Raw genomic sequence first — 25,643 nt, 5'->3', positions numbered from 1 at the left:
GAGGAGGCGTCGTGGACTACCGGAAGTTCCTCGGGAAGGTGGAGTCGGTGGTGCTGCCGTATCTTGGCGGCGGCACCGTGGACTCCGCCTCGCGACGCCTCCGTGTCACCACCCCGGTCACCCCAGGGTGGTGGCGCTTCGAGGTGAAGGGACGAGACGCCACGCCGCGTGAGCTCTCCGAGCCCGAGTGCCTGGAGGCGCTGCCGCGCGTGCGGGGCCATGCCTGGGGACGCCGGCTGGTGCGCGAGTGCGCCGTGGCGGAGCCCCTTGAGTTGATGCCGGAGGAGGAGCCGCCGCGCCTGGCGCCCGTGAGCGCGCGCCGCTGGTTTGATGGCTCCCTGCTCTTCGAAGGCGTGGACTTTGAAAGCGAAGCCGAGGGCGCGGCACGCCTCGCCCTGGAGCAGCACCAACCCCTCGCCCACATTCGGGGCGTGAGCGCCCCCCTGCGGGCCGCGTTTGGCTACACCCTGCTGGAGCGTGTCTCGCGCGACATGGGCATCCGCTTCGCACCCGCCGAGGTCCGGGGCCGGATACTCGCGGTGGCGGAGGGCGGCCGCGCTCCGGCGGAAGAATGCCTGCGCCGCCTGCACGACGAACGTGAGGCCCAGGCGGCACGGACACGGCAGGAGCGGGAGGACGCCGAGCGAAGAGCCCGGTCCGCGGAGCTGCTTGCGGAAGCCCAGCGGCGCATCGCCCGTCTGGAGACGCGGGGCGTCCGCGGGCATGGGCGGGAGGATGGCATGCAGCGCGCCCAGCAGGCGCTGTTGAACGCGGGCGCGCGTCCACTGGACCTGCGGCGGCTGGCGGGCCAGCGGCTGGAGGTGACGTATGCCTTCATGGGGGAGCGCTTCGTCTCCATCGTCGCGGCGGACTCGCTCCAGGTCCTGGACGCGGGCATCTGCCTTGACGGTGCGGACGGGGAGGTCACGTTGGAGAGCCTGCCGTCCGTCATCCGCGAGGCCATTGAAATGGATGTCCTGGTGGTGACCCGGCATGCCTGAGGAGACGGCCATGTCCACCCGAGAGGTCTGCCTGCTCATCGGCCACGGCGGCGAAGTGCTGTGGTGCGACGCGTCCGACAGCCCGAATCAACTGCCCGACTCACGCGCCCGCTGGGAAGCCATCTGGCGGCTTCGTGACGTCCTCGAAGAGGTGGCGCACAGCCACCCCGACGGTCCGCTCGGCTTCTCCGCCGAGGATGAGAGCACCATGGCCGCGCTCACCTCCGCGCTCGGCAAGCCCCTGCGCTTCTCCGTCGTGGCCCCCGAGGGCATGGTGGCGCGGCTGCGCGACAGGGACGTCCTGGTCGCGTCCGAGCCCTGGTGGGCGGAGGCGCTGCGCAGCGCCTCCGGCATCCGCCATGCCCCCAGCGGACTCGCGTGAGGCTTCAGACGGTGCGCGTCCAGAGGTCGCGGATGTCCGGCGGGAGCTGGCCCATGACGTCCTCGGACTCCCCTTCGGTAATCTGGTGGCGGACGGCATCCATCACCGCGCGCACCACCGGCTCCACCGCGTCTGGCTGAAGGCTCAGGTCCTCCCCGACTCGACGCAGCAGGTGCTCGCGGTGGAACTTGGGCGGCAGCTCCTCCTCGTGCTTCTCACAGCGGTGCAGCAGCAGGGTCAGCTTGCGAGGAAGCTGGTCCTCCAGGTCGCTTGCCTCCTCACTGAGGATGCGCTGCTCCAGGGCGCAGAGGACGGACACCGCGGCCTTTTCGGCCACGGCGGGCGACATGCCGCCGCGCTCGCACAGGTGCTTGATGAAGGCCGAGTACGTCTGGCTCGTGCGTGACTCGTGCCGCAACCTCCTGCGGACCTCGATGGGCGTATCCCGGCGGCTGGTCTGACGCTCGCTGCCCTGCGGAGCGCCCTTTCCCTGCTCACGGTCATCGGGCATGGGCTGTCCTTCCTTCATGAAATGGCGTGTGCGCCTCACGGTGCCCACGCCATCCAGCAGGAGCATGACCCAGCGGCACGAAGGCCGTGCCGCCGCCTCCCCGCTCGCTACGCGGCCTTGCTGCGCACGTACGCCTCGAAGAGCGCACCGAAGAAGAACCGTCCGAAGCGGGCGAGCGCGGCCAGCCGCTGCACCGTGCCCTGGGCATGGAGCACCCGCAAGGTGGAGAGCTGCACGGCGAAGTCCTTGGCGTTGAGCCGCAGGTAGCCCCGGGCGATGCAGGGCCCCGAGGCGTCCTCGCCACGGTAGATGGACACCAGGAGCCGCGTGGTGTCCACCCACAGGTCCGGCCCCTCGTCGTCGTGGACGTCCTTGTAGCCGTCAACGAAGAAGCGCTCGCCGGACTCGGAGACCAGCGGGAGCTGATAGCGCATCCGCCGTCCGCCAGGACGAGCGCCATCGTGGGTCATCAGGTGCAGCACGCCCTGCTCCACCGTCATCGGCCGGGAGGACAGCACGGGCGCCACCACGCAGCCCGACAACTGCATGGGATGCAGCGGATGCGCGAGTGTCTCCTCCAGGTCCCGTGAGTCCACCGTGACGATGAAGCGGAAGGGTGACGTCTCCCTGCGCGCGGGGTCCCCGGCTCGCAGGAAGTCCTCGTCGGCGCCCGCGGAGACGTAGCCGTACATCGTCTCGGTGAACTGCACGGCCAGGGGCTGCGCGGGTCGAGGTCCCGGGGCCTCCGGCACCGGCGCGTAGTCCACGCTCCAACCGTGCCGCCGGGCCATCAGCGCCACGGTGCGCTCGGCCACGGCGGAGATGGTGAGCAGCGGGTTGATGCCCAGCGGCCTCGGAATCACGGAGCCGTCGCTGACGTAGAGCCCCTCGTGGACCTCCGTGCCCTCGGCTCCCGCGAAGACGCGGCCCTCGTGGTCCACCACGCCTTCTTCCGCGCGCTCGCCCATGGCGCACCCGCCCAGCGGATGGGTGCACAGCAGCTCGTGGCCGGTGAGCTTGTTCCAGAGCGGGTTGCGCACGAAGGTTCCGCCCAGCGCCTCCGTGGCGCGGCGCAGGCGTTCGTCCACCCGCGTGAAGACGGCCTGCCGCCCTGCTTCCGGCCAGTGGACGCGGACCCGGTCGCCCGAAAGCCGCAGCTCGCCCGCGCCGTCATCATGGGACATCACGAGGAACGTCTGCGTGTTGCGCATGGCCCCGTGGTACGGCCCGCGCACGGCGCTGTCCGCGATGCGCGCCAGTTCCCCGACGCGGTCGATGACGCCCCGGTCCGTGTCCTGCCCGGCGATGGCTGACGCCGCGGCGAGCAGCGCCGTCACGGGACGCGCGAGCGCGGCGGGAATCGCGCCGTTCTCGATGATCATCCCGTCTTCCTGCCGCAGCGTGGCCCGGTCGTCGATGATGCCGCTGATGGTGGGGCCCACGGGCTCGCGCCCCGCGGAGGGCGCCTCGCCCAGGCCCACGCCGTGGACAGGAATGTCCGTGTTGTAGCCAAAGGCCATCACGTCCCCGTTGTTGCTGAAACGCTGGCCCAGACGTCCAGAGAGGGGCAGCCCCAGCGCCCTCGAGCGCAGCAGGAGCTCCGCGGTGCCCAGGGTCCCCGCCGCGAGGATGACGCGGTCGGCGGTCAACCACAGATCTGGCGCATCGAAGCGCTCGCGGCCGGCGTTCATCGGCCGGTAGTACACGCGCCACCGGGCGCCATCGCGCGCCAGGTAGCGCACGCCCACCTCGGTGAAGAGCTTCGCCCCATGGCGGTGCGCGTCCGGCAGGTAGTTCATCAGCACGGAGTTTTTCGCGCCGAAGTTGCAGCCCGTCATGCAGTCACCGCACAACGTGCAAGCGCCCTGACGCACCCCCGCGGCGTTGACGCCCTCCTCGAAGGTGACGGCCAGGGGCGGCCGGCGAAAGGTGCCGCCCAGCTTCTCCGCCGATTTCGCCAGCGCCGACAGCGTGGCCAGCGGCGGCGCGGACTCCGGATAGGGCAACGGCCGCAGCATGTGCTCGGCCCAGGCGAAGCCGTCCTCCAGCAAGCCGTCCACGTCGGCGCGGAACGCGTCCGGCCAACGCGCGTCCAGGAACACCCGCGGGTCCGGCCGCATGGCCACGTTGGCATTGATGAGCGACGTCCCACCCAGGCCGCAACCCGTGACGACGGAGACGTCCCCGCCCCGGTGGAGTTCGAACAAGGCCGTCGGACTGCCCACGTCGGCGGCGGCCTCGGGGTCGAAGTGAACCTGGAACTCGGACATGAACTCGGCGTCCGTGCGCGGGTAGTCACCGGGCAGGAGCTCCCGGCCTCGCTCCAGGACACAGACCTGCTGGCCCGCGCGCGCCAACCGGCTCGCGGTGATGGCCCCTCCGTATCCCGAGCCCACCACCACCACGGCGTAATGCGACGCCAGCTCACTCCAAGGTGACGACAACCTCCGCATTGGCGCTCCCAATGACATCTCCCGCCCTGGCCCAGCCCCTCTTCGCGGCCTGGGGTGCTACCGCCATTCCTTGAGGCCCCAAGCGCTGGAGCCACCTGCGGACATAGAGGCGGTTGGGACGGCGGTCAAACTCAGAGGCCGGGTACCTACTCCAGCTCGGCGGCCTCTCCGTCCGCGCGACGGAGCGCGTTGACCAGCCGGTGCGCATGCCGTGTGGTCTCCGGCTCGCGGTACTTCGGGCTCACCTTGAGCACCCACTCCACCGCCGTGGGGAGGTCCATCCGGTGACCCGGGGACACGTAGACGGGCTGCACGCCCTTGCGCGTGCGCACCGCCATGCCCACGACCTCGCCTTTGTGCATGAGGGGCGCGGTGGAGCCTCTCGCCTCGCCCAGCGGCCCGAAAGTCCCCACCAGCAGGGACTTGGCGCAGCCGATGGAGGGCACACCGAACAGCAGCCCTCCGTGACACGCAATCCCCATGCGCCGGGGGTGGGCGGTGCCGTGTCCATCGAAGATGACCACATCGGGGCGCGCCGTGAGCCGCTCCCACGCAGCGGCGATGATGGGCAGTTCGCGGAAGGACAGCAGGCCCGGCACGTAGGGAAAGTGCAACGTCACCGCTGCCCCAGCCTGTGCCACCGGCGCCAGTGTCTCCACGTCCAGGACGACGAGCCCACCAAAGCCCGTGTCGTTCCCCTTCTCCGTGGAGATGTCCGCGCCCGCGATGCGCTCCACCTTCAGCCCAGGGGGCGGCCGGAGCACCAACTGCTCACGCAGCCGGCGCTGCAGCTCCACCGCCTCCGAAGGCGTGACGTCCCACCTGCCCACCTCGGGCTGAAGCTCCATGCACGCGCAACCTCCGCTGCCAATCTGAAGCGTCTGACTTCAAGGGCAACCCATGACGTCCTCTCAGCGTGGACTGGTGAACGGGCGGTGCCGCCCCTGGAGTTCGCGACGCTCCACGCGCGAGAAGGAACCGCTGAGCCTGCCCTGACGACCGGCGAGCCCACCGGATGGCGTTGGCTGGGCGCGTGCGTGCTCAACTCCCCGCGCATGCCACGAACCACCCTCGCCCGCTTCCGCCGGACAGGCCTTCCCCTCCTGGCGCTCTGTGCAGGCCTGGCTACCAGCGCGAGCGCGGAGGGCCCGGTGGGCAACGACTCCGCACCGCCGCGGCCTCCTTCCACATCGAAGGGAAACGGACAGCGCTCCGCATCCGCGCTGGACGCACTGGAGCAGCGCATCCTCGGCAAGGGGTGCGAACCGAAGTTGCTCGGCGATGCGAAGCGCCGCTTCGTCGAGTCACAGCTCCTCTGCGATGGCCACCTGTCCTTCATCCTGGTTCAGGCTGCGCTGGACGGCCAGCCCCTGCCGGAAACGCGGCGACGACTCCAGGCGCTCCTCGCGGACGCGCTGGGACGGGCCCGGGGCCCCTTCATGCGCGGTGGGACGGACGTCGTCCTGGGCCATGCGCTGCCGCGGAGCATCCTCTACCGGGGCTATGTGCTGCTGATGCTCGCGGGCATCGAACGCGCGGGCCTGCAGGACGCTGCGACCACGGCGCTCTTCGATGCCCTGGCTGCCCAGGTCGTGGCGGCGCTCGAACACCAACTGCTGCTGCCCAGCTTCAGCACCTCCATCTGGCCGTGTGACAGTGCGCCGGCCGCCGCGGCCCTGCTGCTCCATGGCCGGCTGCGAGACCATGCGCCCTCCGAGGCCGCGGCAGAGCGGCTCATCGCGCGACTGGTGGAACTGTCCGCCCTGCCCTCGGGCTTTCCCACCCAGGTCGACGCGAAGGGACGCGTCGTGGAGCGTACGCAACGGGCCACCACGCTCGCGTGGACAGGAGCCTTCCTCGCCATGGCCGCGCACCCCGCCGCGGATTCCTTCACCACCCCCCTGGTGCGCGACTACTGCGCCCGGCCCGCGGGCGCGCTTCTGCCGCTGGCCGCCTGCCGGGAGTGGCCTCGCGGCGTGAAGAGGCAGGAGGATTCCGCCAGCGGTCCGCTCGTCTTTGGCGGCTACTCCATGGGCGCGAGCGCGCTGGCCATCGCCGCGACGCGACTCTCCGGCACGCATCGCGCGTGGCATTCTCACCTGGTGAACGCGGCACGAGAGATGGGCATCAACGACCTCCTGTCACGACCTGGGAAACGTCCGCTGGAAGCCGCCTTGTACGGATGGGGAACCACCATTCGTCCGTGGTAGGTCATAGCCAGACATCGCGCCTTGGAGCGCCATGGCGTGTTCAATCACGGACCGCAGTCTCATCCCTCCGGGTTGATTCAAGAATAAGCCGTTTTTGATGTACAACCGTTTTACCCATCACAACCAATTCCTCAGGGTAAAACATGAATCGACACACACTGAAGCTGTTCGTCTCCGTGGGCATGATGTTGCTGATGGGGGCGTGCGCATCGCGGCAGGTGCCATGCAAGGACCGCACGGCCAGCAGGCCCATGCTGGGCCAGAAGCAGACCGGCAAGTTCATCACCGTCCGAAAGAAGATTCCGGGTGAATACATTGTCGTCCTGAAGTCACCCGCCCAAAGCCTGGAACAGGTCGAGGTCCAGCAGGCCACGACGAGCCTCACCACGGCTTACGGCGGCACCGCATTCGCGATGTATGAGAATGCGTTGCGTGGTTTCGCGGCCAAGATGACTGAAGCCCAGGCGCGGGCCATGGCGAACGACCCCGCAGTGGACTACGTGCAAGAGAATGGCGTGGTCAAAATCGCCGAGAGCCAGCAGGGCCCCACGTGGGGCATCGACCGGATGGACCAACGCAAGCTCCCGCTGGACAAGGTCTACACCTTCACCGCGACGGGCCAGGGCGTGCACATCTACATCCTGGACACCGGTGTGCGCTTCTCGCACCGGGAGTTCGGTGGCCGGGCCTCCATCGGCTACGACGCCATTGGCGACAGCATGCGGGGCAATGACTGCAACGGCCACGGGACCCACGTCGCGGGCACCGCGGCGGGCGCATCCTACGGCCTGGCCCGCAACGCGACTGTCCATTCCGTCCGAGTGCTGGGCTGTGACGGCTCCGGCGCCACCTCTGGCGTCATCGAGGGCATCGACTGGGTGACCCGGAATCACGTCTCGCCCGCCGTCGCGAACATGAGCCTGGGCAGTGATGTGGACCCGGCGCTCGACGACGCGGTCCGCCGCTCCATCGCCGCGGGAATCACCTATGTCGTCGCCGCGGGCAACGAAGACAGCGACGCCTGCAAGCACTCGCCCGCCCGCGCGCCGGAGGCCATCACCGTGGCCGCCACCGACAGCAAGGACAAGCGCGCCACCTTCTCCAACTGGGGTGACTGCGTGGACGTCTTCGCGCCGGGGAACAAAATCCAGTCCTCCTGGCACTACGGCGACCGGGAGAGCCGGGAGCTGAGCGGCACCTCCATGGCCACTCCGCACGTGACGGGGCTGGCCGCGCTGTTCCTCGAGGTGAACCCCACGGCGACGCCCGAGGCGGTGGCCAACGCGGTGTTCACCAACGCCACCGAGAACACGGTGTCCAACCCGGGCTGGTGCTCGCCCAACCTGATGGCGTACTCGGGCTTCATCACCGCGCTCCCGGGGCTGCCCATCGTGCAGCTCAAGGACTTCCTGCCCAAGCCCGCCGTCGTCAGCAGCAGCGAGCCGCGGTAGGTGTCCGCTCCGGCAGCCCGGCTTCCTGGACGGGGGGAGCCGGGCCCGGGCTGGCAACGCCGCTGGCCGGTATCGTCAGGAGCACGCCCCCATCGCCGTCCCGGCGTGAGCCCCACCGGGCGCACCCTCGCGCTCCGCCGGGCGCGTGAGGAGGCGCATACGACGATGGCCACGCTCAACATCACCTACGACGGCATGTCCGCGGACGTCCCGGTAGAGATGGACGGCCCCGTGCCGGACACCGACATCCGCCGCATCGCGACGGAGTTGGTTCGTTCGGGCGGAGTCCCCGGCCTCCACCTGAGCCAGCTTCGCGACGACGCGTTCGCCCACTTCGTCGTCGACCGGTTCCGCGGCGCCCGGGGCGAGGAGCGCATCTACCTGCGTCCCAAGGTCCCCTTCGGGGCCCGGTGAGGCTCCGCCATGCGCATCCTCTTCTGTGGTGTAGGAGCCATCGGCTCCACCGCGGCGGTGCTGTGCCGCAACCTGGAGGCCACCCTCGTCTTCATCGACTTCGACCGGGTCGAATCCAAGAACCTCCTCGCCCAGGCCTATGTGAAGCCCTCCGTCGGAAAGAACAAGGCCGAGGCGCTCAAGCTCCAGCTCCTCAACCTGCACGGGGTGAAGGCGGAGTCCCACGGCGTGCGGCTCACCCAGGACAATGTCGCGGCCCTGTGCGGTGGGGCGGACCTCCTGGTGGACTGCATGGACAACCGCGCCAGCCGGCAGGTGCTCAGTGACTACGCGCGACAGGCGGGAAAGCCGCTGGTCCACGGTGCCGTGAGCGCGGACAGCACCTTCGGCCTGGTGCGCTGGGATGAGCGCTTTGTCCCGGATGCGGAAGACACGCCGGGGCAGGCCACCTGCGAAGGAGGCGCACACCTTCCCTTGCTGGGGTTGCTCTCCGCGACACTGGCCCGCGCCATTCAGGACTTCGTGAAGCACGGCACCCGCCGTGATTCGCTGGTGAACCTGAGTTCGGTCCTGGCCCAGTGACACACCTGCACGCGCCCGCGCAGCGCCTCCACCTCTCCCGCTGCTGCGATACTTCGTCGCGCCACCGTGTCGTTCCCGGTCCACTCCAATGGGCCGAAGACGGTACCGGGGGCGCCAGGGCCCTTCACGCACGTCTGCCGCAAGGACACGTACAGGCAGGGAGCCCTTCAGCAAGTTCCCATGAACCTCCCGAGCGCCCCAAGGCGGCCTGCCGAGCCCGTGGCCGGCCGCCACCCCAGGGCGCCCACGTTGGCTCGTGACGTGCCCAGAGCGCGAGATGGGACGCCTGGCGCGGCCCGCGGACAAAGGGCGCCCGGGCGCGCCGTCCGCGAAGCAGGAGCGCGAGGGTACAGCAACTTGCCGCGCCCCTTCTTCCCGCGCGTCTGGGCAGGCTTCTTGAGCTGCTTCGCTGTCACCTCGAAGGCGGCGTCGATCATGCGCGGTTTCGCGTCCTGGAGCGCCTGGTAGCGCTCGTACTCGTACTCGCGCTCGACCTTCGCCTTCGCGACTTCAGCCGAGCTTGTCGCCCCAGTCGCGCATCGTCATCGGCTTCCGCTCGAGCGCCTGCAGCTCGGCGAACTCGATGTAGAGGTTCACGATGCGATGGAGGACCTGCAGCTCGGGCTCGGTCAGGTAGTTCTTCGCGATCGCGGCGTCGGCCTTGCGGACCACGCCTCCCGGCCGCGTCATTTGCAGGCCCATAAGCCCTTGACCAGGTACTCCGACAGACGAGCGTTGGCCCACTTGCGGAATTGAGTGCCGCGATGACTGCGGACGCGGAAGCCGACGGCGAGGATCACCTCGAGGTTATAGTGCTCGATCTCGCGCGCGACGGTGCGTTGCCCCTCGGTTCGAACTATTCAATGGCGTCGAATAGTTGCCTCCGGCGCCAGCTCCCCCTCGGCGAAAATCTCCTTCAGGTGGTGGTTCACAGTCCCGACGCCGATGTCGAAGAGCTGAGCCATGAGCGCCTGCGTGAGCCAGACCGACTCGTCCTCCAAGCGGCACTCGATGCGCGCGCCCGTCCTCGGCTTGGTAGAGGAGCAACTCGCCCTTGGGCGTGCCCTCATCGCGCAGCGCAGATGAACTGAGCGACGGCGCCGCCGCAGTGGGCGTGTCCTCCGCGGCGTGTCGTCCATGGGCTGCGCGAGCGCCAGGCAGGGCAGGAGGAGCGACAGCAGGACGGAGCGCTTCGCGTGGGAGTGCATGCGCGCGGGGCACCTCGTCATCGCACGGCGCGCGCGCGAATGCCATGCCATCACCTCCGTGCCGGACTTCATGCTGAACGGACCACGCGGCCACCCCAGGGGCCCCCTCGCGGCGGGGGGCCGGAGTCACTCCCGTAGCTCGCTGTTCGGAAATATCGGGGGTTTTGACGCCACAAAAGTCCCGACATTTCCGAACAGCTGTCCACCGGGCTGCGCGCCCGACCCACAGGAATGAAACGCGGTAGCCTGCTCGTGGCGTAGGCACAGAGGTCGGCGCGTCATGGCTGTAGGTGAGCCCGTCGAACAGTTGGACCCGGAGCCTGGTGAGCACCCCGAATCGTCGCCATCGCGCACCCAGCGGTGCGCCAAGAGCACGCACTGGGCCACAGCCTCCGGCTGCTCGCTTCATCCGCACGCCGCTATCAGTCGACTTCGTCACGGGCGGCTCCCAGCGTCGTGCTTCTTCACGAGGTACGTGACGACCGCAGCGCAGACTGTCGTGACCGGCTCGGCTTCCTCGGCCGACGGCTCTCGGCCCTCCTGAAGGTGTCTGCCGACCTCGAAGGCGTAGCCCCACACTGGGCTTGCCCCGATTTCGTCGCTCTCCCGCACTTTGGGTGGCGCATGGAACAGGGCGGGTTCACGAGAGGTGCTGTTCAGGTGCGAGGACTCCGAGGGAGCGAGCCTGTCCGTCGTCAAAGACTGGAGAGAGAGTCCGGCTCGAAACCCGAGCCCCCGGGGCGATTGCCTCCAATGGCGCCCTGCTGCGTCTGCCTGCTCTTCCGAGGGAGAGCACACAAAGTGCGGGAGAGCCACGGAATCGGGGCAGGCTCACCTCACCGAGTTCATGAGGCAGTTCCTCACGATGACCGGCGAGAAGGTCGCGAAGTCGGCGATCTACAGCGTCCTCAAGAAGCGTTATCTGGCCGCGCCCCGAGTGATGGCGTGGGTCGCGGGCGTCGATGAGAGGGACACGACCAGGGGCCGCCACCCACCACTGGCACATGAAGCGCAGCCGTGAGGCTCAAATAATTGAGACTTGTCAGGAACGAAAGTCACCCGCCGTAGAGTCCCGCTGAAAGGAGCGGCGACCATGACGACATTGACGATGCGGACGAACCCGATGAAGCGCAACAATCTCTGGCCCCAGCTCGACGCCGCCTCCTGCTCCCTCGAAAGCTTCGACTCGAAGTACCTCGCGGAATGTGACCGGATTGGTGGCCATCCGCCCGTACCCTGCTGAAGCTCGCGCTCCGTCACCGGCGTGCCAAGCAACGCAGAGGCCGGGCTCCCATCAGGGACCCGGCCTTTTGTCGTTCCGGCCCCGCCGGGCTCGACTCCCAGCGTCCCGAATCACAGCCAACTTCATTATCTGGGTGTAGCTCAGTCTGGCCAGAGCGCACGGTTCGGATCCGTGAGGCCGCAGGTTCAAATCCTGCCACCCAGACACCACGCCTCCGTAGCTCATCGGTAGAGCACCCGCCTCTTAAGCGGGTGGCGAGGGTTCGAATCCCTCCGGAGGTATCGCATTCCCCGGTAGCTCAACTGGCAGAGCACGCGGCTGTTAACCGCGGGGTCGAGGGTTCGAATCCCTCCTGGGGAGCAGTTCATCATAGGCCGCGCTTTGGGAGCAGCTTGAACTCCAAATCCAGGCATGCAGGGTTCGATTCCCTGGCGGCTTGCTCGTTCACCTACGCCGGAGTAGCCCAATTGGCAGAGGCACCAGGTCCAGAGCCTGGAGGTTGCGGGTTCGACTCCCGCTTCCGGCACAACCCACGAGGCTCCGTGTCATGGAGACGCTGGTCCTGAGTCAGTCGTTCGAACCTGTCGCGCGTGTTCCCTGGCAACGCGCGGTGATGCTCATCTTCCAGGGCAAGGTCGAGGTGGTCGAGGAGTACGAGGACCGCGTCGTGCGCTCGGTGACGGTGGAGATTCGCATGCCCTCCGTCATCCGCTTCATCCGCGGCCTGCGCCGACGCCCCAAGGGCGTGAAGTTCAGCCGGGAGAACGTCTACCTGCGGGACAACTGCCGCTGCCAGTACTGCGGCATCAAGGTGTCGCGGCCCGAAGCCACGTATGACCACGTCCTGCCGCGCGCACAAGGCGGCAAGACGAGCTGGGAGAACATCGTCATTGCGTGCGTGCCCTGCAATCAGAAGAAGGGCAACCGGACGCCGGAGCAGGCCCGCATGGCCCTGCGCACCACGCCCGCGAAGCCGAAGAAGCTGCCCGCGGCGATGCACCTGACGTTCATGTTCGAGAAGGGCATGCCCATGTCCTGGTCGAAGTTCCTCAGGGACGTCGCCTACTGGCACGTGGAGCTGGAGGAGTAAGGCCGTGGGGGAAAGGGGAGCCACCCGAGGTGGCTTCCGCCTCCTGGGTGTTTCCGCCCCCGCGGTGGAGGCACTCAGGAGGTCCGGGAGTCCGCCAGAGGCGGCTCCCACCCCGACAGCCGCCCGCGCGCCAGCAGGCGGGAAGTCGCTGCTGGCGGTTTTCCTGCAAGGCGCTCGCAGCCGGCACCCGCCCGTGGCCTGCATTTGACCGGGATTGCGCGCTCACCCTCGCGGTTCAAGGGGGTTAGAGTGCGCTCCCGGCGAGGGGGCGCAGACAAGGCATGGCGACGAGGAAAAGCGAGGACCAGGAGCGGCTCATCGACCGCGACCTCACCGCGCTGGCGCGGGAGGGAAAGCTACCGGCCGCACACGGCGTGGACGCCGCGGTGACAGAGGTGCTGGGCCTGCTCACGCGGGGCGGCAAGCATCCCCTGCTGGCCGGCGAGCCCGGCGTGGGCAAGAGCGCCCTGGTGCAGGAGGTGGCCCGGCGCATCGCCGAAGGCCGCGTGGACGCCGAGCTGGCGAACGCACGGGTGGTGGAGGTGTCCGTCGCCAACATCCTGGCGCGCAGCACCCAGCGCCAGGCGGCGGAGAGCTTCGAGGAGCTGCTGGCCTACCTCTCCCGGCACCCCTGCCCCATCGTCTACATCCGGGACCTGCCCGCGGCCCTCGGCGGCCCGCTGGCGCCCGTCGCCGTGCGCGGATTGCGCACCGGCAGCCTGCGCTTCATCTTCGAGACAGAGCCCAAGCGCGTGCAGGAGCTGCTTCGCTCCGACGAGGCGCTGGCCGAGCGGCTCCACCTGCTGCTCCTGCATGAGCCTCCAACGGAGAAGGCCCGCTGGGTGCTGGGCCGCGTGGCGGAGGAGCTGGAGCGCGAGCTGCGGCTGCCCATCGACCCGGCGGCGTGCGACCTGGCGCTGCGCCTGTCGTCCAAGTTCCTGCTCGCGCAGCGCATGCCGCGCAAGGCCATTGAGCTGCTGAAAGAGACGGCGGCGGAGGCGGCGAGCGCGGCCAAGGACCATGTGGGTCCCGAGGACGTGCTCACCCGCTTCTGCGCGGCCACGCGGCTGCCTCGCTTCGTCGTCGACGACGCGATGCCTTTGGACCTAGAGGAGACGGAGCGCTTCTTCGGCGAGCGGCTGCTCGGACAGACGGACGCGGTGGGCGCGGTGCTGCGCTCGGTGGCGCTGCTCAAGGCCGGCCTCAACGACCCGCGCCGTCCCCTGGGCGTGTTCCTCTTCGCGGGCCCCACGGGCGTGGGAAAGACGCAGCTCGCCAAGCTGCTGGCGGAGTACCTGTTCGGCTCCGCGGACAGGCTGGTGCGCCTCAACATGGCGGACTACCCCAACGACGGTGACGAGAGCGTCCCCTTCGGCGCCACCTGGGCCCCGGCACTGGAGACGCGGCGGGGAGAGCTGAGCGCGCTGCTGGACGGCAAGGTGTTCACCGTGCTGCTCCTCGACGAGTTCGAGAAGGCGGCGCGCAGCGTCCACGACCGCTTCCTCCAGCTCTTCGACGAGGGCACCTTCGTCAACGGGGCCGGCGAGACGGTGTCGTGCAACAACACGCTCATCGTCGCCACATCCAATGTGGGCGCGGAGGTGTACCGCGAGTCCGGCATGGGCTTCACGGGCACGCGCCGCACGGAGGAGATGGTCCCCGAGGTGGACCGGCGCATCGGAGAGGCCTTCCGTCCGGAGTTCCTCAACCGCTTCGACGCCATCTGCCACTTCCGTCCCCTGTCCAAGGTGGACATCCGGAAGATCGCGCAGCGCGAGGTCGGCCGCGTGCTGGAGCGCGAGGGCATCCGCGCGCGCGCCCTGGACGTGGAGGTGACGCCCGCCGTGGTGGACCTGCTCGTGGAGCGGGGTTACTCGCCCCAGTTCGGCGCGCGCTACCTGCAGCGTGAAATCGAGAAGACGCTCACCGCCGCGCTGGCCGTGGAGATTGCGCGCAGGCCGCTACCTCCAGGCACTCCCGTCCGCGTCGAGGCCCGCCTGGGCGGCCGCGTCACCGCCGTGGCGGAGCCCGCCGCGCCGCCGCCCTCCCCCACCGCGCAGTTGCTGCTGCCGTCCGCTCGCGCGGCACCGGTGAAGCGGCGGCTGGACCGCAAGTCGCTCCTGTTCGAGATGGACCGCCTGGTAGGCAAGGCGCGCACCCTGGCGGACTCCGCCGGCCGGCCGCAGCTGGAGCAGCGCCGCGCGGAGCTGCTGGCGGAGACGCAGGCGCCCAACCTCTGGGACGACCCCACGCGTGCCGCCGAGGTCATCCGCGCCTTCCGCACCGTGGAGGCGCAGCTCAACGAACTGGAGCGGCTGGAAGCCGCGGGCCTGTTCGCGCGGCGGCTGGTGCGGGAGGCGAAGAACGAGGTGCAGCTCGGCTCCGCGGCGCGACAGGTGGAGGACGTGGCGCGCGAGGTCCAGATGGCGGAGGCCCTGCACGCCTCCGGGGCCACCACCCAGGACACCGAGGCGCTGGTGGACATCTGCGCCAGTGACTCGGCGGAGGCCCAGGCGACCTGGGTGCAGGAGCTGGCCTCCATGTACCTGGGCTGGGCCCAGCGGCGCGGCTACGAAGCGGTCGCGATCGCCGAGGCGGAGGAGCCCTCGCGCGTCGTCGTGCGCATCGCCGGACCGGGCGCCTATGGCTTCCTCGCGGGCGAGGCGGGCATGCACCGGCGGCTGGAGGACGAGAAGCGCCAGCGGGCCTACGTGCGCGTCCACCGCGGCGGCTCGCTCTCCGAGGAGGAGCTGGCGTACCTGGAGGTCCAGGGCCGGCCCATGAAGAGCCACGAGGGCGCCTACCTCCAGCGCGTCCGCACCGAGGTGACGGTGAAGGACGAGTCCTCCGGACGCGTGCTCACGCTCACGGGCGCCACGGAGCTTGACGAGCTGAAGGACATCGCCGCGCGTGTCGTCTACGGCCAGGGCAGCAACACGGACGAGGCACGGCGCTACTACCTGGGACGGGGCGCCCGGGTGGAGGACCCGCGCACCGGCGCCGGCACTCCCCGCGTGAAGGACGTCCTGCGCGGCGAACTGGACGTCTTCATCGCCGCGTGGATTACACGGCCACCCACCGAGCCCCAAGCGCCCGGCGGCTGAGCGAGGCCCCAAGGCCTCAGCGGGACATGTCCACGACTCGGAGCGTCGAATGGCCCTCCGAGGCCGTGGCCATCGACTGGCCCAGCTTGCGGGCGCTCTCAGGGAAAGGGCCCCGCGCCAGCTCCCGACCCGACGGGCTCAACACCTTTGCGACGGCCTGGCCGAACCCCTTCTTCAGCCCCATGGCCTGGTGCGGCTCGCCCTTGCCGTCCGCCACCATGAAGAGCGACGACTCCAGCTCGGGAGGCGGCGCCTCGCCGTGCTGGCGGAAGATGTTCCGCATGTGCTCGATGGACTCGCGGTGGCTCTTCTTGATTTCGCCCCGCGCCATGCCCTTGAAGAGGCCGGGGACGTCCCGCAGGTCCACGTGAATCAGGACGATGGGCCGCTCCTCGCGCAGGTCATAGATGAACGAGTAGGCGTGCTGACGCAGCTCGTCCCGAGAGCCCCGGTTGGCGTACAGCACCAGGGTGGGCCGCCCCTTGCCGATGGGGACCTCACGGCCGAATACGTCCTTCAGCTCGGCGGCCTGAGCGGGAATCGCTCCCAGCAAGGCCAACAGACATGCGAGCGCGGCGACTTTCTTCATGCAGCGACTTCCTTTTCCAAGGGCGTACCGTGGCTCGGACGAACACGGGGCACCGCTATTCGAATCCCTTTTTGCCCAGGGCCCGTCCGGTTGCCTGATGTCAGCTCCGTCTGGTATCGGATTCATCATGCCGCGCGAGGCTGACTCGCTGTGGAGGGGGAAACCATGTCCAGCCCGCACGGGGTGTTCCGAAGGTTCGTCACGCTGCTCCTCCTGTCGCTGGCGGCGCCCGCCTTCGCCGCGACGCCCTTCACCGAGGGGATGGTCACCATCACCCTGGACGACGGCTGGGCCACGCAGTTCTCGCTGGCCCGCCCCGAGCTCAACGCGCGGAACATCCCCGCCACCTACGCTCTCGTCACCCTGGCCATCCACGAAGGCTGGGGTGGCTACATGTCGCTGGCGCAAGCCCAGACGCTCGTCTCCGAGGGCAATGACATCGCCAGCCACACGCTGACCCACCCGGACCTGACGTCACTGTCCCCGACCCAGCTCGTGGCCGAGCTGCAGGACTCACGGGCCTGGCTGGAGAGCGCGCTGGGTCTGCCCGCCGTCCCCAACCTCGTGGTGCCGTATGGACTGCAGAACGGCCCGGTGCTCGACGTCATCCGCCAGCACTACGCCAGCAGCCGCACGGTGAACGCGGGCCGAAACTTCCTCGACACCGTCGTCTACGAGCTGCGCGCCAACGACGTGGCCCGCACCGTCCCGGTCAGCACCGTCCAGGGCTGGGTGGACCAGGCCATCGCGGAGAAGAGCTGGCTCATCCTCGTCTTCCACGAGTTCGTCAACGGCACGCCGACCCGTGACACCGAGTACATGACGTCCCACTTCGCGGACATCCTCGACTACGTGCAGACGCACGGCGTGCGCACCGTGACGCTGACCGAAGGACTGGCCCTGACGGAGGGGCGCACCGAACCCGACCTGACGGCGGGCCTGTTCGTCTACACCGACGCGCTGCAGAACGGCTTCGCCAACTGGAGCTGGGCGGCCCACTCGCTCGACGAGACGGGGGTGGTCCATGCGGGCTCGGCCGCCATCCGCTTCGAGCCGGACACATGGAATGGCCTGCTCTTCCACCACCATGGGCTGGACCTGGCGCAGTACCAGTCCATCCGCTTCTGGGTCCACGGCGGCAGCGCGGGAGGCCAGGTGGTGCGGCTGGTGCTCCACGATGGCACGCAGATGCTTGGCACCACCCGCCTGGACACCGCGCTGGGGGCACCCATCGCTCCCGGGGTCTGGCAGCAGGTGACGATTCCCCTCTCCAGCATCGGGGCCACCACGGGCACGCTGCGGGACATCTACTTCCAGGACGACTCCGGCACGGACCAGCCGGTGCTGTACCTGGATGACGTGGTGCTCGTGCCGCAGTGACGTCCTCGCTCTCCCGGCAGGCGTATCGTCACCGCGCCGTCGGCGCCGCGCCCGGTGACAGACGGCCCAGCAGGTGGGGCTGCCCGTCCTCCGCCATCACCCGGTAGGCGACGATGCCCTCTGGCTGCGGCGCCGTCTGAAAGATGACCCGGGAGGGCAGCAGGAGCGGACGGCGGAACTCCGAGGACAGCGTGAGCGCGGGGGCCTCGGCGGCCTCACCCATCTCCGCCACGCAGCGGCCCACGGTCCACATCCCATGGACGATGGCGCGGGGAAAGCCGAAGGGGCGCGCGGTGAAGCCATACAGATGGATGGGGTTGTAGTCGCCCGAGGCCCGGGCGTAGCGGCGGCCCGCGTTCTCCGGGACGGACCAACGGGCTGGACGGCTGTCGGCGAAGACTTGCGCCTCGTCCGAGGAGGGAGGACGCCCCGCCTCCCGGGGCCGCTCCCCCATTCCAGGCAGGCGGCGGAGCATGGTGGTGACGGCGCTCCATACCTGCGCGCCGTCCGACTCCACCACGGTGTGCAAATCCAGCTCGCGCCCCTGCCGCGCCTCACGCTGGCCTTCGACCCAGGCATGCACGGAGAGCCGGGCCCCCGCGTGCAGGCGGCGCTGCTGCTGGATGTGATTGCGCACGTGCACCATGCCCAGCAGCCGGTAGGGGAACGCCGGGTGGTTGAGCAGCGTGAGGTGCAGCGACGTCGCGAGCACCTGAGGAAACGGCAGCGGCAAGGAGTCATCCTCGGGAAACCCACACACCTCCCGGTAGCGGGACAGTTGACTGGCGTCCGGGGTGAAGCCTTTCACCCGCACCTCCAGGCGGGGCACCTCTCCGGGCCGCGAGGGCCGGCGTGCCACGGCGGCGCGCAGCAACTCCTTGGCGAGCAGCGGAGGCTGGGAGAGTTCGAGCGAGGTCGAAGCGTGGGACACGTTGGGACTCCAGGATGACGCAGCCGGACGTACCGCATGGCAGCACGCGCGGCCCCCGGCGTGAAGCAGAGAGTCCAGGAAAGGACAGTTTGGACTGTAAAGCCCCCCTTTCTCGGGGACACAGGGCGTGGGAGAACGCTGCCTCCGTGTCCTGCTTTGATGAAATCACCGCGCGTGCGCTCGCCGCTGGACAGCTTCATGCTTCGGAATCCAATCCATTGCGGAGACATGCGGAAGGCTGCCGCAAGTGCGCCCAACTGCTGGCGCGGGTGACGCCGCCTGGCGCGGCATCGCAGCGCACCGCCGTGGCGCAGGAAATCTCGACGGACACGTCCACCCTGACGGCGGGCAGCGCTGACGACGACACGCTCCCCACCGAGCCCATCCGGGTGGGGAACCGGCCCACGGCCCGTGCGCCATCGCCGTCATCGCCATCGGGCCCCAAGCCCTCCGAACGCCCCTCCCGCCCCGCGGCCCGTCAGACCGGGCACGCCCCCCACCTGGACAGGCCGCCCGAGGCGGCGCTGCCGACCGCCGTGGCCAGCCCTCCGGAGCCGGCCGCCCCCCACCGTCCCGCCGCGCCGGTGCCGATTCCGGCCCCCACGGGGCTCTCCGCGCCGGCCGCCCCGCCTCCGCCGGCCGTCCTCTCCATTCCGCCACCCGCGCCGCCTCAGGACCTGAGCGCGCGCATCCTGCCCAACGCACACGCCGCGCCTGCACCCAGCGCGAGCCCCAAGAACTTCGCGGGTGCCCATGTGCTCCCACATGGCGGCCGGCTGCTGTCCGCCCCGGACGCGGCGACGGGACGCGGCTCCCGGGTCACCCTGTCCATGCCCCTGGCGCCCTCGCCGGCCCGGCCGCCCCTGGCGAGCCCCGGAGGTGGAAAGTCGGGTCGCCCACCCGCGCGCAAGGACGGCGAGGACACCGAGCCCCGGGACTCAGCCCAGGTCCGCGTGGGCCGCTACCACATCCTGGACACCCTGGGCGCGGGAGGCATGGGCGCTGTCTACAGCGCCTATGACCCGGAGCTGCACCGGCGCGTGGCCATCAAGCTGCTGCATCCGGATGCCAACCCGGCGGCGCGCTCGGACGGCTCGTCCCGGCTGCTCCGCGAAGCCCAGGCGATGGCGCGGCTGTCCCACCCGAACGTGGTCTCCGTCTACGACGCGGGCACGTTCGCGGGCCGCGTCTTCATCGCCATGGAGCGGGTGGACGGCCTGTCCCTGCGCCACTGGCTCCGCGCCGAGCACCGCACCTGGCGCGAGGTGCTCGACATCTTCCGCCAGGCGGGCCGAGGGCTCGCCGCCGCACACGCCGCCGGACTGGTCCACCGGGACTTCAAGCCCGCCAACGTCCTGGTGAGCAAGGACGGCCGGGCCCAGGTGACGGACTTCGGGCTGGCCCGCACCACCGCGGACCTCGAAGCGGCCGAGGCGGGCCGGGGCACCTCGCCCGCGCTGCCGCGCCTGGCTCCGGAAGACCTGCTCCAGACGGCGCTCACCGAGGCCGGGCTCGTCATGGGCACGCCCGCGTACATGCCGCCCGAGCAGCACGAGGATGGGCGCATCGACGCGCGCGGTGACCAGTTCAGCTTCTGCGCGTCCCTCTACGAAGCCCTCTACGGACAGCTCCCCTTCAACGGCAAGCGCCCGGACGAGTACCTGGAGGAAGCCAGCGCGGGCCGCGTGCGCCCGCCGCCTCGGGGAAGCCGCGTCCCCGCGTGGGTGCTGCGCGCCGTCACGCGGGGCCTGTCCCCGGCCCCCGAAGCGCGCTTCCCGTCCATGGGCGTGCTGCTGGATGCACTGGGCGCGGATCCGCTGGCGGCCTGGCGCCGCCGGGGCGCGGTGGCCGCCGCGTCCCTGCTGCTCAACAGCGTGGTCGCCGTCACCTGGCTGCTGGTGGGCTCGCAGCGCGGCGGCCCGTGTCCGGATGCCGAGGCCCGGCTCACCGGCGTCTGGGACACGGCGCGCCGGGCGGAAATCCAGCAGGCCTTCGCCGCCACGGGCAAGGTCCACGCCTCCGCCGCATTCGAGCGCGTGGCGACGACCCTGGATGGCTTCGCGCACGACTGGACGCGCATGCACCGCGAGGCCTGCGAGGCCACCCGGGTGCGGGGCCACCAGTCGGACCACGCGCTCGCGCTGCGCATGGCGTGCCTGGACCGGCGCCACTCGGCCCTGGTGGCCTTGACGGGCGTGCTCGCGCAGACGGATGCGGTGGCGCTGAACGCCGCACCGGACGCGGCCCAGCGCCTGCCTCCCATCGCCGCCTGCGCGGACGTGGACGCGCTCCGGCGGGGCCTGTCGGAGCCCGCGGGGCAGCGGCAGCAGGTGGAGGCCCTGCGCGCCCGGGTGGACCGGGCCACGGCCCTGGTGGACGCCGGCCGCTCCCCCCAGGCGCAGGAAGAGGCGAAGGCGGTGCTGACCGAGGCGCGGCAGCTCGGCTACGGCCCGGTGCTCGCGGAGGCGCTGGAGCTGGAGGGAAGGCTCGGGCTGGTCGCGGGGGACGAAGCTCGCGCCGCCGCGGCCCTGCGTGAATCCCTCTTCACCGCGCAGGCGCACCGCCATGACCACCTGGCGGCGCGCGCGTCGGCGCGACTGGTGACCGCCGTCTCCTCCGACGCCACCTTGGAGTCCTGGACGGTGGAGCAGGCGCGCTCGTCCATCCAGCGCGCGGGTGGGGCCTCTGATTTGGAGGCCCTGTTCCAGACGAGCCTGGGCCGCAACGCCTTCCTCCGAGGCCAGTACGCCCAGGCAGCGGAGTCCTTTGGCCGCTCCGCGACGCTGCGCGAGCAGGAGCTGGGCCCCGAGCACCTGCTCACGTTGGAGTCGCTCCGCAACCAGGCCGCGGCCCTGTCCCGCACGCTCGAAACGGAGCGCGCCATGGGGCTGCTTCACCGCGTGCTGGAGACGACGGAGCGCGTGCTCGGCCCGGACCACCCCCAGACGGCCATGGCGGCCAACGCCATGGGCTACCACCTGGTCATCGTCCGCCGCTTCGAGGAAGCCGTCCCCTACCTCCAGCGCGCCATCCACCTGGAGGAGGAGTCGCTGGGGCGCGACAGCGCCACGCTGAGCTATCCGCTCAACAACCTCGCCGAGGCCCTGGAGGCGCTGGGCCGCAACGCGGAGGCCCGCCCCCTGCGCGAGCGCGCGCTCGCGGTGGACCTGAAGGCCTACGGCCCCGAGCACCCGGAGACCGCCACTGACCTGGCCCTGCTCGGCGCGCTCGCCCTGCGCGAGGGCAAGCCACGCGACGCGGTCGACTACGCCCGCCGGAGCATCGCGGCCTACGGGGCCTTCCAGAACGACCACCCGGACACGGCCGCCCCGCTCACCACGCTGGGCCGGGCCCTGCACGCCCTGGGCAAGAGCCACGAGGCCCGCGCCATGCTGGAGCGCGCCCTGGCGCTTCGCACCGCCCATCCCGGCCCGGCCGAGGACCTCGCGAGCACCCGCTTCGCCCTGGCCCAGGCGCTGGTGAAGCAGGACGGGCCCCGCGCCCGGGGGCTGGCCAATCAGGCCCTGCACTTCTACACGGCCGAGGAGCCCACCTACGCCACGGAGGCCCGCCTCGTCCGCGACTGGCTCCAGGACCTCCGGCGCCGCAAGCGCTGAGCCACAGCCAGGGGCCATATCCACCGAAATCGCACCTCCGCGCACACCTTTCCCAGCGGAGGTACGGCGTCCCCCTCCGCATCTGCTGAAGTCACCCCGAGGGCCCGCCAGACAGGCGGACGCGGCTCACGCGTTGTTCTCGGGGGCCTCCGTCACTTTCCGCCGTTAGACTGCACCCAATGCTTCACGTCATTCCCCTGGGCGGCCTGGGCGAAATCGGCCTCAACTCCATGGTCATCGCCTGCCGTGGGGAGATGCTGCTCATCGACGCCGGGCTGATGTTCCCCTCTTCGGGGATGCCCGGCGTGGACATCATCATCCCGGACTTCAGCCACCTGAAGCAGAACGCCGCGCAGCTCAAGGGCGTGCTGCTCACCCACGGCCATGAAGACCACCTGGGCGCCCTGCCCTACCTGCTCAACGAGGTGCCTGTCCCCGTCTACGGCACGCGCTTCACGCTGGCCATGGCGCGCCACCGGCTGGAGGAGCTGGGCATCGAGGCGGACCTGCGCGAAATCGAGCCGCGCGAGCCCTTCCCCGTGGGCACGGCCTTCCGCGTGGAGGCCAGCCGCGTCACGCACACCGTGCCGGACGCGGTGGGCTACATCCTGCGCACGCCCGAAGGCACCCTCGTCCACACTGGCGACTTCAAGCTGGACCCGGACCCCATCGACGGGCTGCGCACGGACCTGGAGCGCTGGGGCGAGGCCGGCGAGGAAGGCGTGTTGTGCCTCCTCTCCGACTCCACCAACGCCGAGGTGACGGAGGAGACGGGCAGCGAGCGCGTGGTGGAGCAGACCTTCGAGCGCCTCTTCCAGGGCGCCACCGGACGCATCATCGTCGCGCTGTTCTCCTCCAACCTGCACCGCGTCCGGCACCTGCTGGCGCTGGCGGAGCGGCTGGGGCGCAAGGTGGCCCTGCAGGGCCGCAGCATGATTCGCAACGTGGAGATGGCGCGGGAGCTGGGCTACCTGGATGTGCCCGACTCGCTCTTCGTCCACCTGGACACGGTGCCGGCGCTGCCCGCGCAGCGGGTGCTGGTGTTGACCACCGGCGCCCAGGGCGAGCCGCGGGCCGGGCTGTCCCAGCTCGCGGCGGGGGAGGGCCCCCTGCGGCTGAGCCCAGGCGACCTGGTGGTGCTCAGCTCGCGGGCCATCCCTGGCAACGAGCGCTCCGTGGGCGCGCTCATCGACGCGCTCCAGTGGCGCGGGGCCAAGGTCGCCTACGCCCAGGTGGAGCCGGGCATCCACGTCTCCGGCCACGCCAGCCAGCCCCAGCAGCGGCGCGTGCTGGACCTGGTGCGTCCGGCCCACTTCATCCCCGTCCACGGCGAGGGCCGCCACCTGCACAAGCACCTGCTCACCGCGCGCGAGGCCGGCCTGGAGCCCGCACAGTGCCTGCTGGCGCAGGACGGCGACGTCGTCACCTTCGAGGAGGGCCGGGGGCGCTTCACCGGCAGCGTCCCAGCCGGCCGCATCCTCAAGGACCGGTTCGGCCCCGGCCGGGTGAACCCCGACACGCTCCAGGAGCGCATCCGGCTGTCGGAGACGGGACTGGTGGCCGCGGTGGTGGTCATCCAACGCGACTCCCTGAAGCTGGTGGCGGGGCCCCAGTTGTCCGGACAGGGGCTGTCCGCGGACGAACAGGTCCAGCTCCCCCGGGTGGCCCAGGAAGCGCGGGCGCTCTTCGAGGAACTGTCCCCCGCACTCAGGGGTGATGACGCCCTGGTGAGAGAGGAGCTCACCCGGGCCGTCCGCCGGGCCTTCAAGGCCTACACGTCCAAGCGCCCCCTGGTGGTGCCCTTGGTCGTCCGGGTGTAGGTATGGTAAGGGCCGCTGCCCATGCCATCCTTCGACGTCGTCTCGAAAATCGACCTCGCTGAGCTCGACAACGCGGTCAACCAGACCAAGAAGGAGCTCAGCACACGGTACGACTTCCAGGGCGCCCATGCCGACGTGGTGCTGGCCCCGGACCATACCGCCATCACCGTGAAGGCCAACAGCGAAGACCGCGTCCAGGCCGCCAAGGAAGTCCTCCTGATGAAGCTGGCCAAGCGGAACATCAGCCTGTTCGCGCTGGAGTACGGCGACATCGAGAAGACGGGCCTTCACAACGTGAAGCAGGCCATCAAGCTCCAGCAGGGCATCCCGGTGGAGAAGTCCAAGGAGCTGGTGAAGCTGCTGAAGGAGTCCAAGATGAAGGTCCAGGGCTCCATCCAGGCCGACCAGCTCCGCGTCACGGGCAAGAACCGGGACGACCTCCAGGCCGCCATGGCCCTGTTCCGCAAGGAGCAGGACCGGCTGAAGCTGGACATGCAGTTCACCAACTTCCGCGATTGAAGAGGCCCATGCGCGCGACCGCCCTGTCCTTCTGCCTTCTGCTCTGCGCCCCGGGCGTGGCGTCCGCCCAGGCGGACCGTCCTTCCAAGCCGGTTCCCTCCCTCACCAAGCCCCCGCGCATCCAGGGTGGGCTCAAGACCTTCGCGTCGCCGCTGGTGCTCAAGCCCGTCGCCGTGGAGGGCGCCACCGCCTCCTTCACCGCCAAGGTGGGCGCGCGCAAGGACACGCTGTACGTCGGCGTGGAGGCCACCGACGACCAGCTCCAGGCGGGTGATTTGCTCACGCTGTCCCTCTACTTCCCGGGCACCGGCCCCACCGCCACCGGCCACACGTGGCGCTTCGCCTTCGACGGCAAGCGCGCGTCCGGGGCGGAGAGCGGCACGCCGCAGTTCGCGCAGGACCTGGTGACGGCCGCCGTGCAGCGCCAGGGCAACACGCTGCTGCTGATGGCGTCGGTGCCGGTGCGCGCCTTCCCTCGCCTCCCCGCCGTGGACCCGCTGGTGATGGACCTGTGCCTCACCTACGAGGACCGGGACAGCGCGGACGGCAAGGTCACCTCCATCTCCAACTGCCAGAGCGGTACCATGGAGGGTGACGCGCTGCGCCTGTCGGAGGAGCCTCGCAAGGGCCTCAAGCTGAAGCCGCCGGAGAACGTCACCGCGCTCGAGCCCCGGGAGGACGGGTGGCTGGGCTGGGACTACATGAGCTACCCGGCCTGGGCTCAGGCGGACGACGCGCTGACCCCTGCCTCGCTGCGCGGCCTGGTGGCACCGGACGCCGTCGCTCCCTCGTCCGTGGACCTGAACGTGCCGGACACGCTCACCCTGGAAGACGGCGAACGCGTCGTCACGGTGGTGAGCGGGAAGAATCCGTATGCCGTCGCCGGTCAATGTGACGCCGATGACGAGCTGCGGCTGGGCCTCTACCTGGTGACCGGGAAGACAGCGCGGCGGGTGCTCGAGTGGCCGGCCGCTACCTGCGCGCTGGGGCGCGCGTCGTCGGTGGAGCTGGATGAAGAGGGCGTGCTGTCCATCCGTTACTCGAACGGCACGTCCATGAACTTCGCCTGGAGTGGGACCCACTTCTCGCGAACCGAACTCGGAAAGCGGTAGACGCAGTGGAAACCACCAAGAGCCTG

At 70.1% G+C, this 25,643-nt stretch carries 23 protein-coding genes and 4 tRNA genes; 19 read left to right on the top strand and 8 right to left on the bottom strand.

The features are described 5' to 3' along the window. Positions 1–11 precede the first annotated feature (11 nt). Positions 12–1,001 carry a hypothetical protein gene (locus KGD87_RS34265; RefSeq protein WP_284665121.1) on the top strand — a complete coding sequence of 330 codons (990 nt, stop codon included), beginning with the start codon at positions 12–14 and terminating at the stop codon, positions 999–1,001. 10 nt (positions 1,002–1,011) lie between these two features. After that, positions 1,012–1,383: an MPN domain-containing protein gene (locus KGD87_RS34260; protein ID WP_284665120.1), complete on the top strand. Its 372-nt coding sequence runs from the start codon at positions 1,012–1,014 to the stop codon at positions 1,381–1,383. A gap of 4 nt (positions 1,384–1,387) precedes the next feature. Here KGD87_RS34260 and KGD87_RS34255 read toward each other — a convergent pair whose 3' ends face one another. From KGD87_RS34255 to nfi, 3 genes are all read right to left on the bottom strand, one after another. Then, the gene (locus tag KGD87_RS34255) at positions 1,388–1,894 is read right to left on the bottom strand and encodes a DUF2267 domain-containing protein (protein WP_284665119.1); all 507 of its coding nucleotides are present in this window, start codon (positions 1,892–1,894) and stop codon (positions 1,388–1,390) included. Between the two features lie 107 nt (positions 1,895–2,001). After that, positions 2,002–4,347, bottom strand: coding sequence for a GMC family oxidoreductase N-terminal domain-containing protein (locus tag KGD87_RS34250; protein ID WP_284665118.1), 2,346 nt, complete (start codon positions 4,345–4,347; stop codon positions 2,002–2,004). Between the two features lie 146 nt (positions 4,348–4,493). Then, positions 4,494–5,195, bottom strand: coding sequence for a deoxyribonuclease V (gene nfi / locus KGD87_RS34245; RefSeq protein WP_284665117.1), 702 nt, complete (start codon positions 5,193–5,195; stop codon positions 4,494–4,496). 303 nt (positions 5,196–5,498) lie between these two features. Here nfi and KGD87_RS34240 point away from each other — a divergent pair, with 303 nt between their 5' ends. From KGD87_RS34240 to KGD87_RS34225, 4 genes are all read left to right on the top strand, one after another. Continuing rightward, positions 5,499–6,557 carry a hypothetical protein gene (locus KGD87_RS34240; protein WP_284665116.1) on the top strand — a complete coding sequence of 353 codons (1,059 nt, stop codon included), beginning with the start codon at positions 5,499–5,501 and terminating at the stop codon, positions 6,555–6,557. 143 nt (positions 6,558–6,700) lie between these two features. Continuing rightward, a complete protein-coding gene (locus KGD87_RS34235) occupies positions 6,701–8,008 on the top strand; it encodes a S8 family peptidase (RefSeq protein ID WP_284665115.1) in 1,308 nt (435 codons plus the stop codon). Positions 8,009–8,173: 165 nt separating this feature from the next. Beyond that, positions 8,174–8,422, top strand: a complete 249-nt coding sequence (locus KGD87_RS34230) for a hypothetical protein (RefSeq protein ID WP_284665114.1) — start codon at positions 8,174–8,176, stop codon at positions 8,420–8,422. A 9-nt stretch (positions 8,423–8,431) separates the two neighbouring features. After that, positions 8,432–9,004, top strand: coding sequence for a HesA/MoeB/ThiF family protein (locus tag KGD87_RS34225; protein ID WP_284665113.1), 573 nt, complete (start codon positions 8,432–8,434; stop codon positions 9,002–9,004). 510 nt (positions 9,005–9,514) lie between these two features. On the opposite strand, the gene rhuM (KGD87_RS34220) is transcribed toward KGD87_RS34225, so the two are convergent. Genes rhuM (KGD87_RS34220) through KGD87_RS34215 form a run of 3 tightly spaced genes read right to left on the bottom strand, consistent with a single transcriptional unit; the run spans position 9,515 to position 10,005 of the window. Next, positions 9,515–9,706, bottom strand: a complete 192-nt coding sequence (gene rhuM / locus KGD87_RS34220) for a RhuM family protein (protein WP_284665112.1) — start codon at positions 9,704–9,706, stop codon at positions 9,515–9,517. Continuing rightward, positions 9,691–9,804, bottom strand: a complete 114-nt coding sequence (rhuM, locus tag KGD87_RS37000) for a RhuM family protein (protein ID WP_350100759.1) — start codon at positions 9,802–9,804, stop codon at positions 9,691–9,693. The genes rhuM (KGD87_RS34220) and rhuM (KGD87_RS37000) overlap by 16 nt, the downstream gene beginning before the upstream one ends. A 60-nt stretch (positions 9,805–9,864) precedes the next feature. Further along, positions 9,865–10,005 carry a virulence RhuM family protein gene (locus KGD87_RS34215; RefSeq protein ID WP_284665111.1) on the bottom strand — a complete coding sequence of 47 codons (141 nt, stop codon included), beginning with the start codon at positions 10,003–10,005 and terminating at the stop codon, positions 9,865–9,867. Positions 10,006–11,077: 1,072 nt separating this feature from the next. Here KGD87_RS34215 and KGD87_RS34210 point away from each other — a divergent pair. The 8 genes from KGD87_RS34210 to KGD87_RS34175 all read left to right on the top strand — a co-directional run bounded on the left by KGD87_RS34210 (position 11,078) and on the right by KGD87_RS34175 (position 15,649). Further along, entirely contained in the window at positions 11,078–11,233 is a 156-nt protein-coding gene (locus tag KGD87_RS34210; protein WP_284665110.1) for a hypothetical protein, read from the top strand. Positions 11,234–11,305: 72 nt separating this feature from the next. After that, positions 11,306–11,455, top strand: coding sequence for a hypothetical protein (locus KGD87_RS34205; protein WP_284665109.1), 150 nt, complete (start codon positions 11,306–11,308; stop codon positions 11,453–11,455). A gap of 129 nt (positions 11,456–11,584) precedes the next feature. Beyond that, a tRNA-Pro gene (locus KGD87_RS34200) sits at positions 11,585–11,659 on the top strand. Positions 11,660–11,665: 6 nt separating this feature from the next. Further along, positions 11,666–11,736: transfer RNA gene (locus tag KGD87_RS34195), tRNA-Lys, on the top strand. A gap of 6 nt (positions 11,737–11,742) precedes the next feature. Next, positions 11,743–11,815: transfer RNA gene (locus KGD87_RS34190), tRNA-Asn, on the top strand. 92 nt (positions 11,816–11,907) lie between these two features. Beyond that, positions 11,908–11,981: transfer RNA gene (locus KGD87_RS34185), tRNA-Leu, on the top strand. Between the two features lie 21 nt (positions 11,982–12,002). After that, positions 12,003–12,545: an HNH endonuclease gene (locus KGD87_RS34180; protein WP_163785990.1), complete on the top strand. Its 543-nt coding sequence runs from the start codon at positions 12,003–12,005 to the stop codon at positions 12,543–12,545. 281 nt (positions 12,546–12,826) lie between these two features. Further along, entirely contained in the window at positions 12,827–15,649 is a 2,823-nt protein-coding gene (locus tag KGD87_RS34175; RefSeq protein ID WP_284665108.1) for an AAA family ATPase, read from the top strand. A gap of 16 nt (positions 15,650–15,665) precedes the next feature. On the opposite strand, the gene KGD87_RS34170 is transcribed toward KGD87_RS34175, so the two are convergent. Next, on the bottom strand, positions 15,666–16,238 hold the full coding sequence (locus KGD87_RS34170) for a hypothetical protein (protein ID WP_284665107.1): 573 nt from the start codon (positions 16,236–16,238) through the stop codon (positions 15,666–15,668). Between the two features lie 165 nt (positions 16,239–16,403). Between KGD87_RS34170 and KGD87_RS34165 the strand changes: the two genes are divergently transcribed. Next, positions 16,404–17,618, top strand: a complete 1,215-nt coding sequence (locus KGD87_RS34165; protein ID WP_284665106.1) for a polysaccharide deacetylase family protein — start codon at positions 16,404–16,406, stop codon at positions 17,616–17,618. A gap of 28 nt (positions 17,619–17,646) precedes the next feature. Here the strand turns inward: KGD87_RS34165 and KGD87_RS34160 are convergent, their stop codons facing one another. Then, a complete protein-coding gene (locus tag KGD87_RS34160; protein WP_284665105.1) occupies positions 17,647–18,549 on the bottom strand; it encodes a MaoC/PaaZ C-terminal domain-containing protein in 903 nt (300 codons plus the stop codon). Between the two features lie 146 nt (positions 18,550–18,695). Between KGD87_RS34160 and KGD87_RS34155 the strand changes: the two genes are divergently transcribed. The 4 genes from KGD87_RS34155 (at position 18,696) to KGD87_RS34140 (ending at position 25,617) form a co-directional block, all read left to right on the top strand. Then, a complete protein-coding gene (locus KGD87_RS34155; RefSeq protein WP_284665104.1) occupies positions 18,696–22,166 on the top strand; it encodes a serine/threonine-protein kinase in 3,471 nt (1,156 codons plus the stop codon). A gap of 179 nt (positions 22,167–22,345) precedes the next feature. Continuing rightward, a complete protein-coding gene (locus tag KGD87_RS34150) occupies positions 22,346–23,986 on the top strand; it encodes a ribonuclease J (RefSeq protein ID WP_284665103.1) in 1,641 nt (546 codons plus the stop codon). Positions 23,987–24,007: 21 nt separating this feature from the next. Beyond that, the gene (locus KGD87_RS34145; protein WP_284665102.1) at positions 24,008–24,505 is read left to right on the top strand and encodes a YajQ family cyclic di-GMP-binding protein; all 498 of its coding nucleotides are present in this window, start codon (positions 24,008–24,010) and stop codon (positions 24,503–24,505) included. 8 nt (positions 24,506–24,513) lie between these two features. Then, a complete protein-coding gene (locus tag KGD87_RS34140; protein WP_284665101.1) occupies positions 24,514–25,617 on the top strand; it encodes a hypothetical protein in 1,104 nt (367 codons plus the stop codon). The last annotated feature ends 26 nt before the right edge of the window (positions 25,618–25,643 follow it).

Source organism: Myxococcus sp. SDU36 (genome assembly GCF_030168875.1).
GTDB classification, from domain to species: Bacteria; Myxococcota; Myxococcia; order Myxococcales; family Myxococcaceae; genus Myxococcus; species Myxococcus vastator.
The sequence above is the reverse complement of the archived record's forward strand: the minus strand, read 5'-3'. Positions and strand labels throughout refer to the sequence as shown.